The 13,729-nt window shown below is 35.7% G+C and carries 20 protein-coding genes; 2 read left to right on the top strand and 18 right to left on the bottom strand.

Translation table 11 applies throughout. The features are described 5' to 3' along the window. Positions 1 to 2: 2 nt before the first annotated feature. The 3 genes from ABH942_RS04690 to ABH942_RS04680 are packed head-to-tail and all read right to left on the bottom strand — an operon-like array spanning position 3 to position 1,685. Positions 3 to 875, bottom strand: a complete 873-nt coding sequence (locus ABH942_RS04690) for an alpha/beta fold hydrolase (protein WP_370029822.1) — start codon at positions 873 to 875, stop codon at positions 3 to 5. After that, on the bottom strand, positions 872 to 1,363 hold the full coding sequence (locus ABH942_RS04685; protein ID WP_370029821.1) for an SRPBCC domain-containing protein: 492 nt from the start codon (positions 1,361 to 1,363) through the stop codon (positions 872 to 874). The genes ABH942_RS04690 and ABH942_RS04685 overlap by 4 nt, the downstream gene beginning before the upstream one ends. Then, positions 1,341 to 1,685: a metalloregulator ArsR/SmtB family transcription factor gene (locus ABH942_RS04680; protein ID WP_308842887.1), complete on the bottom strand. Its 345-nt coding sequence runs from the start codon at positions 1,683 to 1,685 to the stop codon at positions 1,341 to 1,343. The genes ABH942_RS04685 and ABH942_RS04680 overlap by 23 nt, the downstream gene beginning before the upstream one ends. 424 nt (positions 1,686 to 2,109) lie before the next feature. Between ABH942_RS04680 and ABH942_RS04675 the strand changes: the two genes are divergently transcribed. After that, positions 2,110 to 3,891 carry a hypothetical protein gene (locus ABH942_RS04675; RefSeq protein WP_370029820.1) on the top strand — a complete coding sequence of 594 codons (1,782 nt, stop codon included), beginning with the start codon at positions 2,110 to 2,112 and terminating at the stop codon, positions 3,889 to 3,891. A gap of 57 nt (positions 3,892 to 3,948) precedes the next feature. On the opposite strand, the gene ABH942_RS04670 is transcribed toward ABH942_RS04675, so the two are convergent. Together ABH942_RS04670 and ABH942_RS04665 are read right to left on the bottom strand one after the other, a co-directional pair. Further along, entirely contained in the window at positions 3,949 to 4,437 is a 489-nt protein-coding gene (locus ABH942_RS04670; RefSeq protein ID WP_370029819.1) for a DUF3592 domain-containing protein, read from the bottom strand. A 159-nt stretch (positions 4,438 to 4,596) separates the two neighbouring features. Further along, a complete protein-coding gene (locus tag ABH942_RS04665; protein ID WP_370029818.1) occupies positions 4,597 to 5,010 on the bottom strand; it encodes an ester cyclase in 414 nt (137 codons plus the stop codon). Between the two features lie 161 nt (positions 5,011 to 5,171). Between ABH942_RS04665 and ABH942_RS04660 the strand changes: the two genes are divergently transcribed. Further along, positions 5,172 to 6,101 carry a hypothetical protein gene (locus ABH942_RS04660; protein ID WP_370029817.1) on the top strand — a complete coding sequence of 310 codons (930 nt, stop codon included), beginning with the start codon at positions 5,172 to 5,174 and terminating at the stop codon, positions 6,099 to 6,101. Between the two features lie 71 nt (positions 6,102 to 6,172). Here ABH942_RS04660 and ABH942_RS04655 read toward each other — a convergent pair whose 3' ends face one another. The 13 genes from ABH942_RS04655 to ABH942_RS04595 all read right to left on the bottom strand — a co-directional run bounded on the left by ABH942_RS04655 (position 6,173) and on the right by ABH942_RS04595 (position 13,657). After that, positions 6,173 to 6,973 carry a DUF3667 domain-containing protein gene (locus ABH942_RS04655; RefSeq protein ID WP_370029816.1) on the bottom strand — a complete coding sequence of 267 codons (801 nt, stop codon included), beginning with the start codon at positions 6,971 to 6,973 and terminating at the stop codon, positions 6,173 to 6,175. 25 nt (positions 6,974 to 6,998) lie between these two features. Next, positions 6,999 to 7,247, bottom strand: a complete 249-nt coding sequence (locus ABH942_RS04650) for a hypothetical protein (protein WP_370029815.1) — start codon at positions 7,245 to 7,247, stop codon at positions 6,999 to 7,001. Between the two features lie 274 nt (positions 7,248 to 7,521). Beyond that, on the bottom strand, positions 7,522 to 7,674 hold the full coding sequence (locus ABH942_RS04645; RefSeq protein WP_370029814.1) for a hypothetical protein: 153 nt from the start codon (positions 7,672 to 7,674) through the stop codon (positions 7,522 to 7,524). Positions 7,675 to 7,776: 102 nt separating this feature from the next. Beyond that, positions 7,777 to 8,850, bottom strand: coding sequence for an NAD(P)H-dependent flavin oxidoreductase (locus ABH942_RS04640; protein ID WP_370029813.1), 1,074 nt, complete (start codon positions 8,848 to 8,850; stop codon positions 7,777 to 7,779). Positions 8,851 to 8,853: 3 nt separating this feature from the next. Continuing rightward, positions 8,854 to 9,231, bottom strand: a complete 378-nt coding sequence (locus ABH942_RS04635) for a nuclear transport factor 2 family protein (RefSeq protein WP_370029812.1) — start codon at positions 9,229 to 9,231, stop codon at positions 8,854 to 8,856. A gap of 20 nt (positions 9,232 to 9,251) precedes the next feature. Beyond that, the gene (locus ABH942_RS04630) at positions 9,252 to 9,998 is read right to left on the bottom strand and encodes an SDR family NAD(P)-dependent oxidoreductase (RefSeq protein ID WP_370029811.1); all 747 of its coding nucleotides are present in this window, start codon (positions 9,996 to 9,998) and stop codon (positions 9,252 to 9,254) included. A 10-nt stretch (positions 9,999 to 10,008) separates the two neighbouring features. Continuing rightward, positions 10,009 to 10,233, bottom strand: a complete 225-nt coding sequence (locus ABH942_RS04625) for a 4-oxalocrotonate tautomerase family protein (RefSeq protein WP_370029810.1) — start codon at positions 10,231 to 10,233, stop codon at positions 10,009 to 10,011. Positions 10,234 to 10,326: 93 nt separating this feature from the next. Further along, the gene (locus ABH942_RS04620) at positions 10,327 to 10,905 is read right to left on the bottom strand and encodes a Crp/Fnr family transcriptional regulator (RefSeq protein WP_370029809.1); all 579 of its coding nucleotides are present in this window, start codon (positions 10,903 to 10,905) and stop codon (positions 10,327 to 10,329) included. A gap of 77 nt (positions 10,906 to 10,982) precedes the next feature. Further along, complete coding sequence (locus tag ABH942_RS04615; protein ID WP_370029808.1) at positions 10,983 to 11,297, bottom strand: ArsR/SmtB family transcription factor; 315 nt, start codon at positions 11,295 to 11,297, stop codon at positions 10,983 to 10,985. 106 nt (positions 11,298 to 11,403) lie between these two features. Further along, the gene (locus ABH942_RS04610; protein WP_370029807.1) at positions 11,404 to 11,802 is read right to left on the bottom strand and encodes a VOC family protein; all 399 of its coding nucleotides are present in this window, start codon (positions 11,800 to 11,802) and stop codon (positions 11,404 to 11,406) included. A gap of 32 nt (positions 11,803 to 11,834) precedes the next feature. Further along, entirely contained in the window at positions 11,835 to 12,206 is a 372-nt protein-coding gene (locus ABH942_RS04605) for a glyoxalase (protein ID WP_370029806.1), read from the bottom strand. 531 nt (positions 12,207 to 12,737) lie between these two features. Then, positions 12,738 to 13,097, bottom strand: a complete 360-nt coding sequence (locus tag ABH942_RS04600; protein ID WP_370029805.1) for a DUF4180 domain-containing protein — start codon at positions 13,095 to 13,097, stop codon at positions 12,738 to 12,740. A gap of 146 nt (positions 13,098 to 13,243) precedes the next feature. Beyond that, on the bottom strand, positions 13,244 to 13,657 hold the full coding sequence (locus ABH942_RS04595; RefSeq protein WP_370029804.1) for a nuclear transport factor 2 family protein: 414 nt from the start codon (positions 13,655 to 13,657) through the stop codon (positions 13,244 to 13,246). Positions 13,658 to 13,729 lie beyond the last annotated feature (72 nt).

The following is a 13,729-nucleotide window of genomic DNA, read 5'->3' as shown; positions in this document are numbered from 1 at the left end:
ACTTAATGATTTAAAAACTTCTCCAGCAATGGAGTGATAAATTCTGTGTTTTTGGTTTCCGGTTTTAGTGTATTGATTTCGCCTATATACTCTCCATGTCCACCGGGAATAATAGCTAACTGGCTGTTTGGGATCAGTCGGTGCATTTCAACAGCATGTTCAGGTGTCATGACATCGGCATCGCCAATAACGATTAATACCGGAGCTTTGATAGATTGCAGCTGTTCGTCGCTTATGTCTTTAAAATTGACCATTCTTTTCGCGCATTTGTCACACATGATTTTCAGGTTTTCGGGATGTGCTGATGCGTTTAGATAAGCCTCTTTATAAGGTTGCGGCATCTGGTCTAATGTAGCATTTTTCATAAAGTCCCAAAATTGAGATGGCACGCCATTGCGTTTAGATAGGGCAGAAGCGGCAATTATCTTACCGACACGTTTGGGATGACGAATGCCTATTTGTAAAGCCGTTGTACCGCCATTGCTAAAGCCAAAGAAATCTGCTTTTTCTATGTTTAGGGAATTAAGAAGCGCAACTACATCATCTGCATCCTGTTCAAAAGAAAGGTCGGAATTTCTGTCGCTTGTATGTCCGTGAGCTTGCAGTTCAACGCCAATCAATTGCCTGTTTTGAGAGAGCATCGGAATGATGCTGCCAAAAGTAGTCTGGATGGTTGAACCGCCACCGTGGATAAGAACCAACGGTTTTCCCTGTCCGTAAATTTCATAATACATTTTGATGCCGTTCACATCGGCATAGCCTTTTTTTGATGGAGTTTCCATAAGTGTAGTTTTTTGAGTGGTTTTAAATTGCTTGCCACTGCTGCATGAAAACAGTAACAAAACAACCAAAACACCAATTATTTTTGCTTTCATAACATTTCGTTGAGACGGTTAAACATCTGAATCCAGCTTGGATGTGCTCCGGTTGTTTTGGCAAGAGATTCGGATACAGTTTGGTGTAACGTTAGTCTGGTTTTACCGTTGAGGTCTTCAAAAAGAAGCGTGACTTGTGTTATTGCCGGCCAATCAGCATCCATACCCATATCAATAGGATTAACATCATTGCCATTCTCGTTAGTGACTTGCATCGTAAAGACGATTTTTTCCGGTGTTGTAATTTCAAGATAGGTTCCTTTGCACCAACAATTGCCATGTTCCGGATTGTAAATACAGGAATGAAATTGTCCGTCTTCCTGAACATCTATTGCTGAAAAACGAATAGTGCAGCCATCCGGTGCATACCATTTTTCTAATTGTTTTGGATCTGTCCAGGCATCAAAAACCAGTTTTCTGTCAGCATCAAATATATGAGTGATATGTACCTCGTTTTGAGTACTCTTATCTTGTGGTTGTATCTTCATTATCTTTTGATTTTAAGGTTTCCAAATGATTTTCTAAAGCAGCAAAACGGCTTGTCCAGAACGTTTTATACTGCTCTACCCAAGCCGAAACTTCTGAAAGTGTATCAAGTCTGGCTTCGCAAATGCGTTCCCGTCCTTGTTTTTTGATTTCTATTAAGCCGCATTCTATGAGTATTTTGATATGAAGCGAAACTGCCTGCCGTGTCACATCAAATTTTTCAGCAAGGCTGTTCACATTCTGTGGTTTATGGGCTACCAAGCCAATAATCTGCCTACGGGTAGGATCTGCAATGGCTTGAAATACGTCGCGTCTTGTTTCCATAATTATTAATATGCAAGTATATGGTTGCAAATTTAAATGAAAGCATTTGCTTGCGCAAATTTTTTTGTAAAAAAAATTAGTCGAAAGTCGAAAGTCAAAAGTCAAAAGTCAAAAATCGAAAATCGAAAATCGAAAATTGAAAATCAAAAGTGTTTAGTTATTAGAGTTTTTTTCTGGTGTTGTTAATATAGTTGCAGGTTTTGTCAGCTGTATAAAAAAATTCCGTAGCTTCGTATATATGTAGTCAATTCCTTGTTAATTATATAGATATGAAGTTTTTACTAAAAATGAATAGCTTCCTTCTATATTTTTATAGGTACAGGATACATTAAAGTTATATGTCCTTTAATTAAAAATCCAGGATTTATAAATAACAAGAAAAAGTAACACACTTACTTTTTGTAAGTATAAAATTATATAAAATATGAACGTATTTAATTCGATCAATCAAATGCGCTTTTTTGCAGACTTAGATGCATTAAATGATACTATCACAGTATATGTGCAAGGTTATTATTCTCCGTCTGATGGAGGCGGGGGGATATTTACATTTAGAAAATATACGGACATGAATATTCCTTGGCCAACAGCAGACCGTGGGATTTGTATAGATTCTTTTAATAATGAGGTAAAAGACATGGGAATATGGATAAGACAATTCTCTGGTTATATAGATATTAGGTTTTATGGCATTTTTGGTAATGGACAACCTATGGATCCTGATCACGATTTAAGGATGCAAGCAGCAATTGACTATGCTGCAAATAGCATTAATAATTCGAATGTAAGACCCTATAGTTATACAAATTCAAATGTAGTTTATTTTCCAAATGGAGATTATGAGGTAGGCAATTTGATAATGAAAAGTGGTGTCTCATTAATTGGCGCATCAGCAGAATATACAATTATTAAATCCAAAGGAGATAATAAGTCAGCATTAATTACAATGGCTAAGGGTGTTGTAAACAATATGCATATTGCAAACATATGTTTTGTTGGCAATAGTACGGATAATGGTACGCAACCGCCATCGATTATAAAACATTGTTTTCACTTTAAAGCCACACCAAAGGAGACAAATGGATCAGGAGGGTTATGGAACTCGACCTTTAAAAATATAAGGATTTTACGATTCACTGGTAATTCAATTAGTTTTGAAGGAGGTGGCGCTTCGTCAAATTTCCAATTACCTAATCAATTTATTATTTTCGAAGGTGTTCAGGTAGAAAGCGTAGGAGAATTAAATGCACTTCCGGGTAATTCAGCTTTCAAAAATAATTATCATGCCTTGAGCATGATAGGTCAGAATGCTCAGTTTACTTTTACAAATTGTAGATTTGATGGTGGAGAATACCTTTTTAATACCCAAAATGAAGCAAGATATATTCCAAGCGGTACCAATATCTATATAGGCCCTTCAGGACCATCTGCAAACGAAATTTCTCCACAGATGATAAATTTTAACACTTGTACAATACAAACAGGAGAAACTGGTTTTTTAATCGATTCCACAGTGTGTATAAACATTTATGGATGTTGGTTTGAATGCTTTGAAAGAGCAATTATTGTAAAGGGAACAAATGTTAGTTCAAAATCTATAAATATATCGGGATGTAAATTTTTATATTCAGCAGGACGATTTGGATCTTTGCCGGCAAATAGTGGAAGGATAATCTTAGCAGACAATGCTCAGGTAAGTGCCCATAATAATTATGTTATTGATCCGGTAACAACTGAACAGACAAATTTTATTTCGGTTGATAATTATCCAAATGGACAACCAGGTTTGAGTTTAGGGATTTCTGCTTCAGGTAATTATTTTGAGACCAATGAAAATGTATATCTAGGAGAAACCAGCGGTATTATGCAGAAAGTGCCAATATCGCCAATAAAAGATAATAATAATGCATTAATAAATGGCTTGAATCTTCTTTCTAAGAAGTTAATATTTGTTTCTAACTCTGGTTCGATTTACAGAATTAATTCAATGACGAATGCAGGTGAAATGATATTTATAAGAGCAAGTAATGGTAGTGTAACTTTTTATCCTCTCGATGCTAGTGGGACTTTACCAGGTAGAAACATAGATCTTAATGGACGAAATTCATTAATATTAACTAATGGGCAAGCAGCAACTTTTATAAAAATTGATGATCAATTTGGAAATGAAAAATCAATCTATCAATTAATATCAATTTCGAATTAACTGAACATTCAGCTCTAATCTAACCTGTTGTGCATCTGAGGATATAAGAAAAAAAGTTTACTCGGTAGTATTTATATAACCTAATAGAACGCCCAGACCTACAATTATAAAAACAACGCCAACAAGGAACACTAAAATCAAACCAAAATAAATGGATTCCCCTTTGTTGGCAAGTATAAATTTTTCAGGATTTTTGGGATCGTAGAGCAGGGAAACGGTTTTGCCTATGTTTTTCTTAAATGACCTAAACTTATCAAGGTCTGATGAGACATGTAGTTGTGGGGTTTGTTCAATATGTTGTTCCTTTGTTTCAAATGCTATAACAGGTGTTTTATAGCCTCGATCATTCTCGTATGAAACAATTTTTCCACTATGTCGTATGCCATTTTTCTTAATGTATTTTAAAAACAGAAAATAATCAATGACTTTAAATATCATAAATGAACCCAGGAGTGGAAAACAAACAATGAGTTTGTAGAACATGAAAAATACAAATAAGACAAAAAAAATGATTTCGTATAGGTTGTATTTTTTTAAAAAATTCATTGTCTTCAGTGTTTTGTCAAATATAATAATTCTGAAATATCCAATAATAAAAGATGATTTTAGATAGCTACCCGGAAGTTTACACTCAAACAAATAAAATACACAAACTTAGCATCTCAGAACCTTAGCGCCTTAGTACCTTAGAACCTTAATGCCTAATTAAATAAACCCTAACTGTTTCATAATACTCGTTCTATCATATACCTGCGTATGACCCGCAATTTTTCCATCTTTGATATGGTAAAACGTCATTCCATGTGCTTCAATCTTTTTGTTTGTAGCTGGCCATTCGCCAATTTTTCCGGTATTTGTTCCGGTCATAATCCAGGTAATGGCGACTACATTACCGTCTGATACAGCGGTTTTGATGTCAAAATGTACGTCAGGAAACGGGCCAAAGGTATGCTGTAGTCGTATAGCAAATTCATCATGGCTTAGCATCTTTCCTTCCCAGGGATCAGCATTGTCCAGATGTATGGTATATTCTGGTGCTATGTATTTTGGAATGTCTTCCTTATTTTTCTCGTTCCAGATGCGTTGCATGAATTCTCGTACTAGTGTCTCGTTGGTCATTATTATTGGTATGGTTTGTCGCTCTACCAGAGCTTTTTAAAGTATAAAATTTATCAAATATAATAGGCTTGCAAATCTCTCCAAAATATTTTTCCCAGAATTAAAATGTTGCTATCTTGCCGCGCAATTTTTTAACAAACTAACTCAAAAAAAACTAACGAATGAAAACTAAAATTACAGCCTTTGTTACGCTGTTTCTATTTGTCCTGTTAATGGGATGCTCTGGCGGAGATGATGGAGGATCTAGCTGCGGAAAAGTAAAATCGGTTTCTTTTTCTACTACTCCGGCTGCGGTAACTCTTTATTTAACCGGTGGTAATAATGCCAATTCTTTTAAGGTAGAATATGGTCCTTCAGGTTTTGTACAAGGAACAGGAGCGTCTGTAGTAACTTCAAACACTCAGGTAGAAATTACAGAATTGATTCCGTCTACTACCTATGATTTTTATATTACAGGAATCTGTAGTGCTTCGGAAAGCAGCGCCCCTTATAAGCTTTCAAGTGTTACAACGCAGGCAAGCCAATGTACAGGAACTACTTCGGTACAATTTGGTCAATTGGCTCCGGATCAGATTGATCTTCAATTTACTTATTCAGGCGGATATGCGGAATATTATGAAGTGGAATACGGCACTGCCGGCTTTACTTTAGGAACAGGAACCAAAACGACTACTTCTTTTGGTACTTCTTCAAAAAACCTTACGGGTATTCAGGCTTCAACAACCTATGATTTTTATGTGCGTTCCTATTGTGTTTCGGGCGAAAAAACTCCTTATGTCAAATTCACATATACAACAATGGGCGGCTGTCCAAAACCTTTTAATTTAAGTAGCTGGATTGTTTCAGGATCTTGTAATAATGGTACCGCAACCAGGGCTTTTTCATGGAGTTATCCGACAGGCAGGCCTCAGAGCTATACAATTTCTATTGTTCAAGGTGCTACTGATAATCCAGAAAATGGGAATACTTTTGAAACCTCTGAGGCAGGGATATCTATTACAAATATGTTCTGTAACTGGAGAGTTTTTTATGTAAAAGCTAACTGTACAGGAACTGATAGCAGCGAATGGGCTGGGCCTTATTATTTTTAAGAAACTTTAAATAATAGTAAAAAACGCGGGCTTCTTTTAGAAGCCCGCGTTTTTTATTTATGTAAAACTGTTTATGGTTTTTTAGGCATAAACATTTCCGGATTATTTATAATCATTGATATAGTTATACTAAAAATGAGTATAAAATAAATAAGGCATCCTATCCCTATGGCCAATAGTACTCTGAGAATAATGTTTCCTATACTTTTTTCGGTATAAAACCCCTTGTAAAACATTACCATAATGAACGGGAAAGGCAGGAATGCTGTAAACATAGTAAAAGTCATGAAGACATGAGGAGAGCTATCTTTCAACAGATATGAGATTGGAAAGAAAATAACAATAGATAGGATAGTATAATAAATCAGAATATAGGTATTCATAATAACATGCTCGTAATAATTCTCTCCCCATTTTCTGAATGCCAGCGCTGTTACAAGCGAGGCTAACGGAATCAATAACAACATTGTAGCGGCACTATAGGTTGTCAGGAAAGTCATACTATCATGCATCCATGGCATTGCTCTATTAATCTCGCTGCCATAGACTTGTTGCATATATTGCTCCATTATTGTACCATACTTAATGACCTTAAAGGAAAGAAAAGCAGATATACCACTCAATACAAAAGCAAGCAGAATAGGTTTGTAATGATTGACCCTGTCACCTTCGATAAATTTTTTTGCTGTTTTTCCAGGATTTCTGGCAACATTTTTTAAGGAATAGAAGAATCCTTTGTTGGTATGCACAGCCAGATATTGTATTTCGTCAATGAGGTATTTTCGATCAATCCTTTTGTATTTTTTTTGTCCGCAGTTGCTGCAAAAATTTTCAGTTATGGGCTGGTTGCAGTTCAGGCAATTATTTTCCATTTTTTAAAAGTTTATTGGAAAGTTATTATTTGGAATTTCGCGATTTGATTTCGGTATTAAGCTGGCCAAAGCGAATATAATTTGGCAGCATCGTTAGTATACAACCCGGAATAATGGCAATAAGTGCATAATTCTTACTCTTGATTGCCACGAAGAAAAGTCCGATACAAGCCAGAAACATTATGATACTGAATGCAATTAGGACACTTTTTAGTGTGTTTTTTTGTTTGTGCAATTCTTCTAATGTTAATTCAGAAAGTTTGTTGGTTTTCATAAGATTGGATTGTTGTTTCTGTGATATGTTAAAACATGCCAAATATAATAAATCCCCAATTGCAATTGCTAATGGGGATTATTTTTTCTAAATTAAAACGGATTGTTTATACTTTAAGCTGATTGAATGCCAAAAAAGAAAACAGACTGCCTTTTGGGCAATCTGTTTTTATGTTTACTTTATCCATATTCCTTGAACTACTATTTTCATGTAGAGAATTCTCAAAATGCTATTAAAGAGTTTTTTAAAGATTAACTATTCTTTATTTAAAATACTATTTTCCATATTTCTGTTCATATTGAGTTGGAGTTAAGTACTTCGTATCAGAAATTTTATTTACTTTATTTGAAGCAAATAAAGTAGTCAAAACTAATACTATTCCGGAAACGAATAGTAATAAACCTTTTTTTGTAATTAAATTTTTCATGGCTTGTAAATTTTAATATTGATTGTTTAAAAATATGGAAATATTTTAAAAAATAGAAATATCATTATATTTCATTGAAGACGGGTTATTAAAACAGTTTGCTCATACTGCAAGCAAACTGTTGGTTTCTCTGATTAAAGCCTGCATCAATTCATCAGCCTTATGATGTTTTAGATTTGTAGTGTTTTGTCCGGACCAAAAGTTTATCATGTCAGTTCTTCCTTGCGCGAGAGCAGCTATTCTTAAAGGTGCTATCAATTTGGTTTGTAAAGGGAAAGGTAGTACTTCAGTTTCAAATTTTACTTCGTCAGCTATTTTGTTGGCTACCATTCTGCCCATCCTTCCCGTGAGTGACTTTGAAAGAACCGTATGTTTTGGGCTGTCAGAAAGCAGCAAGTCTTTATGGAGAGGCGTTGCGCCCGATTCGTCAGTAACCAGAAAGGCCGTGCCTAATTGAGTGGCATCAGCTCCCAGCATTAGTGCCGCAGCAATACCTTTGGCATCTGTAATACCGCCGGCAGCAATGATGGGCGTTTTTGTTTTGGATTTTAATTGCTGTATAAGCGCAAAGAGACCTGTTTGTGAATCTTGTACCGGCCTAAGAAAAGAAGGACGATGTCCTCCAGCTTCAAATCCCGAAGCTACGATGGCATCAACTTTGGCTTCTTCTAATGCCAATGCTTCATCGAGTGTTGTGGCAGCTCCTATGGTTTTGATTCCCAATTTTCGGCATTCGGCAAGAATTTCTTTGGAAGGAATGCCAAATATAAAGCTAAACACAGCCGGGCGAATTTCAAACAAAACTTCTACCTGCTTTTCAAACTTGGAAGGAATGTCTGTTGATAATTCCGGTAGCGGAATACTCAGTTCATCAAAATAAGGCTTGAACAGCACTTTTACTTTCTCCAAAGATTCTTTCGGATAATCAGCCAAACTTTTATCTACATCAGACACCCATAAATTGATATTATAAGGTTTGTCGGTTTTAGTTTTTATGGCTTTTCCTGCTTCCCTTATTTCTTCAGGAGTGAGAGTATAGGCTCCAAAGCTGCCTAATCCACCAGCGTTGGAGACAGCGGCAAGAAGTTCGGCAGTTGAAAATCCGCCACCCATTGGGCCTTGCAAAATAGGATATTGGATTCCCAGTAATTCAGTTATTTTGGTCTTATTCCACATGACTTACTCATTTACGTGTGTCAATAGTTTGTTTACGATGACCCATTTTCCGTCGATTATAGAAAGGCTGAGCAGGTCGTAATAATTATATTCAAAAATAGGAACGTGGGTCTGGGCAACAGCAATAGTATTAATAATTTCTATGGATATGATTTCCATACCAAATTTGGCTCCCAATTCATTTGGACTTTTGCGATTTTTTACACCTTCTAAATACTGTTCCAGTGTTTTAAAATAAGGCTCGCCATTTATATCACCCGATAAAAATGCCATCGGGTGGAAAACGCTTCGGAGCAAATTAATGTCACCTACAAAAATACCATTAAAATAATCTTCCAACACAGAAGTTATCTGTTTTCTGTCTTCATTTGTGTTTTTCATTCTTTCTGTATTTTGAGGGATTAAGAAATGCGATGACCTGCCACATGTCCGCCATCCAGATTGATAATTTCTCCGGTTACAAAATTACTTTCGGCAAGATATAAAGCAAGTTCTGCTACATCTTGTGTTTCTCCAATACGATTGAGTAGATGTAATCCTGCAAGATTATCAGCATCAGCAACTCCTATTTTTGATTGCAACGGACTTCGTATAATGCCTGGCGCTATAGTATTCACACGAATATTATTTTTTCCAAATTCAGCAGCAAGCTGCTTAGTAAGTGCATGAATGCCGCCTTTGCTTGAAATGGGTGCGGTTGCAGGAAAACCGTCTATTGCATGGTCAACCAACACGGTACCGATGTTAATAATAGCTCCTCCGTCTTGGGTTAGCATTTGTCTGATGGCAGCCTGGCTTGTGAAAAAAGTTCCTTTCAGGTTGATGTCTAAAAAACGGTCTAAATCTTTTTCTTCTACCTCTAGAAAAGGTTTGGGTTGGAAAACTCCGGCATTGTTTATCAATATGTCTGCACTGCCAAAGTGTTTGACCGCTGTTTCTATGAGCTGTTTACCTACCGAAATATCACTTATATCTCCCGTTACCGAAACAAGACGCTCCTCATGTCCCAATTCTTTTTGGGCATTTTCAAGATTGGCTGCATTAGCAGAATTGATTACTACATTGTATCCTTTTTCTAAAAATAACTTTGCGATGGATTTTCCGATTCCTGTTGATGCGCCCGTTATTATTGCTGTTTTTGTTTTCATTATTGCCGATTTAAGAGTTGTTTTTTTGTGCTGTGATACCTTTTTCACGGAGAACCGAAACTTGCTCTCCGGTAAAGCCCCAGTCGTCAAGCTCTATTTCTTGTATGACTACATGGATAAGATTAGGATCTTTGCCTAATATATCAGTAATGAGATTTGTTACGCCGGCAATCAATTGCTGTTTCTGTGTTCTTGTAACGCCTTCGCGGGTTACTTCAATTTTTATATAAGGCATGGCTTTGTACTTTAAATAGTTAGTAATTTATAGTACAAAGGAAAGAAGGAATTTTAGGAAGGATGAGTGACATAGGTCACATTCTGCGGTAGGCTATTTTGAAGAATTGTATAACCTGCTCAGGGTTTCTCTCGAAACGCCAAGATAGGCCGCAATCAGATGTTTCGGAACCATATTGTAAAGGGCAGGGTAGAGTGCCAAAAGCTCTTCATATCGGGTTTTAGCATCGTTATTCATAAAAGAAAGCAGTCTTTTTTGGACTGCAACATAACCCTTATTAGTCCGCCATCTGAAAAAATATTCGGCCTGCTGTAATTCACGGCATATTTTTTCTCGGGCTTCATTAGTAATAGAAAGGACTTCAGCGTCTGAAATACAGTCAATAGTGATGGTCGCTTTAGTTTTGTTGTATAAAGCGGCATAGTCAGATGTCCACCAGGTAGGCATAGTAAATTGAAGGATATGCATTTTTATATTGTCGTTCATGAAAAATGCTTTCAGGCATCCGGAAAGAACAAAATATTCTTTTTCGACATCGTCACCCTCATTGACAATAACTTGACCTTTTTTAAAAGATTCTGGCTTGAAATGCGAAAAGAAATGCTCAAACTCCTCTTCCGTAAGGGAAGCGGTTTTTGCTATATGCTGTCTTAAGATTTTTTTACTTTCCATTTTTTACCGTTTTTGCCGTGACAAAATTAGTATTAGATCAAAACAGGTGTTTATTACTTAATCTACGCAATTACTGGCTATTGTTTTTTTATTGTTGTCAATAAATCGTCCAGTTGGCTGAAACGACTTTCCCAAATTTTCTTGAACTGCTCGAGCCATTTGTCAATTTCTTTCATTTTGTCAATTTCAAGTTGGTAATAAATTTCCCGGCCTTGGTGCTCTTGTTTTACCAGCTCGCATTCCGTCAGTATTTTTAGATGTTTTGATACAGCTTGTCGGGTAGTATCAAAATGTTCGGCAAGCGTATTAGGTGTCATAGGCTGCAATGCAATCATGGCTATAATGGCCCGTCTGGTAGGATCGGCTATTGCCTGGAATATATCTCTTCTCATTTTTTTTATTTTGATAATTGATAGTAGCAACTAATTGGTTGCAAATTTAAATGCAACTTTTCGGCTTCGCAAATGTTTTATGGTTTATTTTAAAGAATACAGGAAGTTAATCAATAATAGTTTGAGCAAAGGCGATAATATGTCCGTCAGCATCTGAAAAATAACACGCCTTATCTCCCCAGTTTCTATCTTCAATTGGACTGATGAGCCTGGCTCCGCTATTGATGGCATTGTCATATTCCAATTCGATGTCTTCAACATACAAGTAAAGTTCACATCTTGGTATTCCGTTTCCTTTATCGGGATGAGGAGTTTTATCGGTTAAAATTGTAGCAATTCCATGATTGGGCATTAAACCGAGTTTGCAGTTTTCAGAAATTCTGAATTCTGTCATTCCTGGAACATTCAGTTCAGGACTTTTACGAAATATTTTTTGGTAAAAATCAGTGCTGATTTGCTGGTCATTTACATACAATATAATTTCTACAAGCTGAATATGTTTCATTTGGATTGTGTTTTTCCTATAAATAGGTTTACCTAAGGTTTAAAAAATTCGCCAAAATGCCATAATATGCCCGATGGATCATGAAGAAAACATTCTCTTCCCCAATCGTGATTTCGAACAGGAACGAGTCTGACCTTTTGGTATTTTGAGGTTAAGTCTAAAGCCAGAAGATTTTCCCAACAGGCCTGAACATCTTCTACTTCTAAAAAAAGCATAGTGTTGTCTACCCAGTCTTTGACATAAGCATCCTGCAAGTAAAAACCCAAATCTTCCTGTGTTTTGAAAAAAGACATATTTGGGAACAGGACGACTTCTTCAAATCCTAAATCTCTGTAAAAGCTACGGGATATTTCAAAGTTTTCAGCTCCGATGAACGGACGAATTGAAGTAGTTTTAATTTTCATGGCTTTCTTTTTCTATAAATTTAGTAAAATTCTTTGCATTTGTCAGAAGAAGGTAACCAATTATGATTTTTATAAAGTGATAAATAAGCCAGCCGGTTTGAGGATAATCTTTCAAAAGTTCTTTCTGTTGAAAAAAAGTAATTAGGTCTGAACAAAAATTTGGTAGGCTTTCTATCAATATCAACGCGCCTATTATAATTATTGCAATTGTTAGCACAGTGCTACTTTTGATTGTAAGGTCTATTCTTTCTTCTTTGAAATTATCTTTGAGTTTCAGCTTCTCTATAATCCAGCTTGTTTTAAAAAGGAATAATCGTATTATGACTACCAAAATAATGATGGTTGCAAAAGATATTACTAATAGTAATAGCAAGCTTTGAAAATCAATACTTCCGTTGACAGAAGAAATCATTGAAAAAAATTGAGGGATTACAGAAATGCAGCTAAATAATAACCATAATCCAATAATTTTAAGGAGCAATTTCCAAAACGTGTCGATTAGCATACTTTTATTTTTTAAGTTAAGATTGTTTATTTTGAAAACCTTTCCAATCCTTCTGATAAAGAAGAAAGAAAATAAACCTGTCCCATTTTATTGCTTTCAAAAATAAAATCCTTTAGGCTCTTACTCTCATATTTGCTAAAATCTCCAACAATAGCAAGGCGGACACGATAGGTTGAAAATTTCTGGAGTATTTCGCCCGCAATTCCTGTTTTCAGGTCAAAAAAAGCTGGCGTAATGTTTTTCTCATAAACTATGATTTTGTCAAAACCCTGATAATATAGATTTCCAAGTAAATCCAATCCATCATCGGTAGTTTTGATTATTTCATTATCTGAAATTATTTCAGCTATGTTGGTATCGTTTAGGGTATGCGTTTCTATTTTCATATTTAATGAGGATGTTTCCAAATATAAAAAAATCCCCAACTACAATTTGCAATCGGAGATTTATATTTAGCATTAGCTCAAAATCAAAAATCTAAGATCAAAAATCTAAGATCAGAAACCAAAAATCAAAAATCCCAAATCAAAAATCATTCACTCAAAGCATTTACAAGTCCATAACTGTCTTCCAACAGACGATAGCGAACAATTAAGCCATCTTCAATAGTGAAATGTATAGAAAATAAGGTTTCATATATTTTTCCTGTTCTGGTCATACGGGAAGAAAATTCGCCTGTTACTACAGCATAATTGTCTTCTGTAAAAATAGCATCAATTTTTGCACTCAAAGGTTCTGTGTTAGCCCATAATAATTCGAAAAAGGCTCTGATCTCTTTTTTGGTACTTTTCTTTCCGAGCCATGGAGCCACATCTTCATTTCCTGGAATAAACCAGTCTACGTTTTCAGGAAAGAAAGTAAGCAGCTTTTCTAAATCTCTTTGGCCCAGTGCCCCAAGATAGTTTTGTATTGTATTTAGTGTCTGTTGTTCAGCAGTTGAATTCATAGTGATATTGCAATTTTATATATACCAAATATAAAAAATCCCCGACTGCAATTTGCAACCGGGGATTTATAT

The organism is Flavobacterium sp. 28YEA47A (genome assembly GCF_041262125.1).
Taxonomy (GTDB): Bacteria; Bacteroidota; Bacteroidia; order Flavobacteriales; family Flavobacteriaceae; genus Flavobacterium.
Note: the sequence above shows the minus strand (reverse complement) of the source record. Positions and strands in the feature narration are given on the sequence as shown.

Coding starts and splice junctions, on each gene's coding strand:
- ABH942_RS04690 (WP_370029822.1), bottom strand. CDS start 875: ATGAAAGCAAAAATAATTGGTGTTTTGGTTGTTTTGTTACTGTTTTCA.
- ABH942_RS04685 (WP_370029821.1), bottom strand. CDS start 1,363: ATGAAGATACAACCACAAGATAAGAGTACTCAAAACGAGGTACATATC.
- ABH942_RS04680 (WP_308842887.1), bottom strand. CDS start 1,685: ATGGAAACAAGACGCGACGTATTTCAAGCCATTGCAGATCCTACCCGT.
- ABH942_RS04675 (WP_370029820.1), top strand. CDS start 2,110: ATGAACGTATTTAATTCGATCAATCAAATGCGCTTTTTTGCAGACTTA.
- ABH942_RS04670 (WP_370029819.1), bottom strand. CDS start 4,437: ATGAATTTTTTAAAAAAATACAACCTATACGAAATCATTTTTTTTGTC.
- ABH942_RS04665 (WP_370029818.1), bottom strand. CDS start 5,010: ATGACCAACGAGACACTAGTACGAGAATTCATGCAACGCATCTGGAAC.
- ABH942_RS04660 (WP_370029817.1), top strand. CDS start 5,172: ATGAAAACTAAAATTACAGCCTTTGTTACGCTGTTTCTATTTGTCCTG.
- ABH942_RS04655 (WP_370029816.1), bottom strand. CDS start 6,973: ATGGAAAATAATTGCCTGAACTGCAACCAGCCCATAACTGAAAATTTT.
- ABH942_RS04650 (WP_370029815.1), bottom strand. CDS start 7,247: ATGAAAACCAACAAACTTTCTGAATTAACATTAGAAGAATTGCACAAA.
- ABH942_RS04645 (WP_370029814.1), bottom strand. CDS start 7,674: ATGAAAAATTTAATTACAAAAAAAGGTTTATTACTATTCGTTTCCGGA.
- ABH942_RS04640 (WP_370029813.1), bottom strand. CDS start 8,850: ATGTGGAATAAGACCAAAATAACTGAATTACTGGGAATCCAATATCCT.
- ABH942_RS04635 (WP_370029812.1), bottom strand. CDS start 9,231: ATGAAAAACACAAATGAAGACAGAAAACAGATAACTTCTGTGTTGGAA.
- ABH942_RS04630 (WP_370029811.1), bottom strand. CDS start 9,998: ATGAAAACAAAAACAGCAATAATAACGGGCGCATCAACAGGAATCGGA.
- ABH942_RS04625 (WP_370029810.1), bottom strand. CDS start 10,233: ATGCCTTATATAAAAATTGAAGTAACCCGCGAAGGCGTTACAAGAACA.
- ABH942_RS04620 (WP_370029809.1), bottom strand. CDS start 10,905: ATGGAAAGTAAAAAAATCTTAAGACAGCATATAGCAAAAACCGCTTCC.
- ABH942_RS04615 (WP_370029808.1), bottom strand. CDS start 11,297: ATGAGAAGAGATATATTCCAGGCAATAGCCGATCCTACCAGACGGGCC.
- ABH942_RS04610 (WP_370029807.1), bottom strand. CDS start 11,802: ATGAAACATATTCAGCTTGTAGAAATTATATTGTATGTAAATGACCAG.
- ABH942_RS04605 (WP_370029806.1), bottom strand. CDS start 12,206: ATGAAAATTAAAACTACTTCAATTCGTCCGTTCATCGGAGCTGAAAAC.
- ABH942_RS04600 (WP_370029805.1), bottom strand. CDS start 13,097: ATGAAAATAGAAACGCATACCCTAAACGATACCAACATAGCTGAAATA.
- ABH942_RS04595 (WP_370029804.1), bottom strand. CDS start 13,657: ATGAATTCAACTGCTGAACAACAGACACTAAATACAATACAAAACTAT.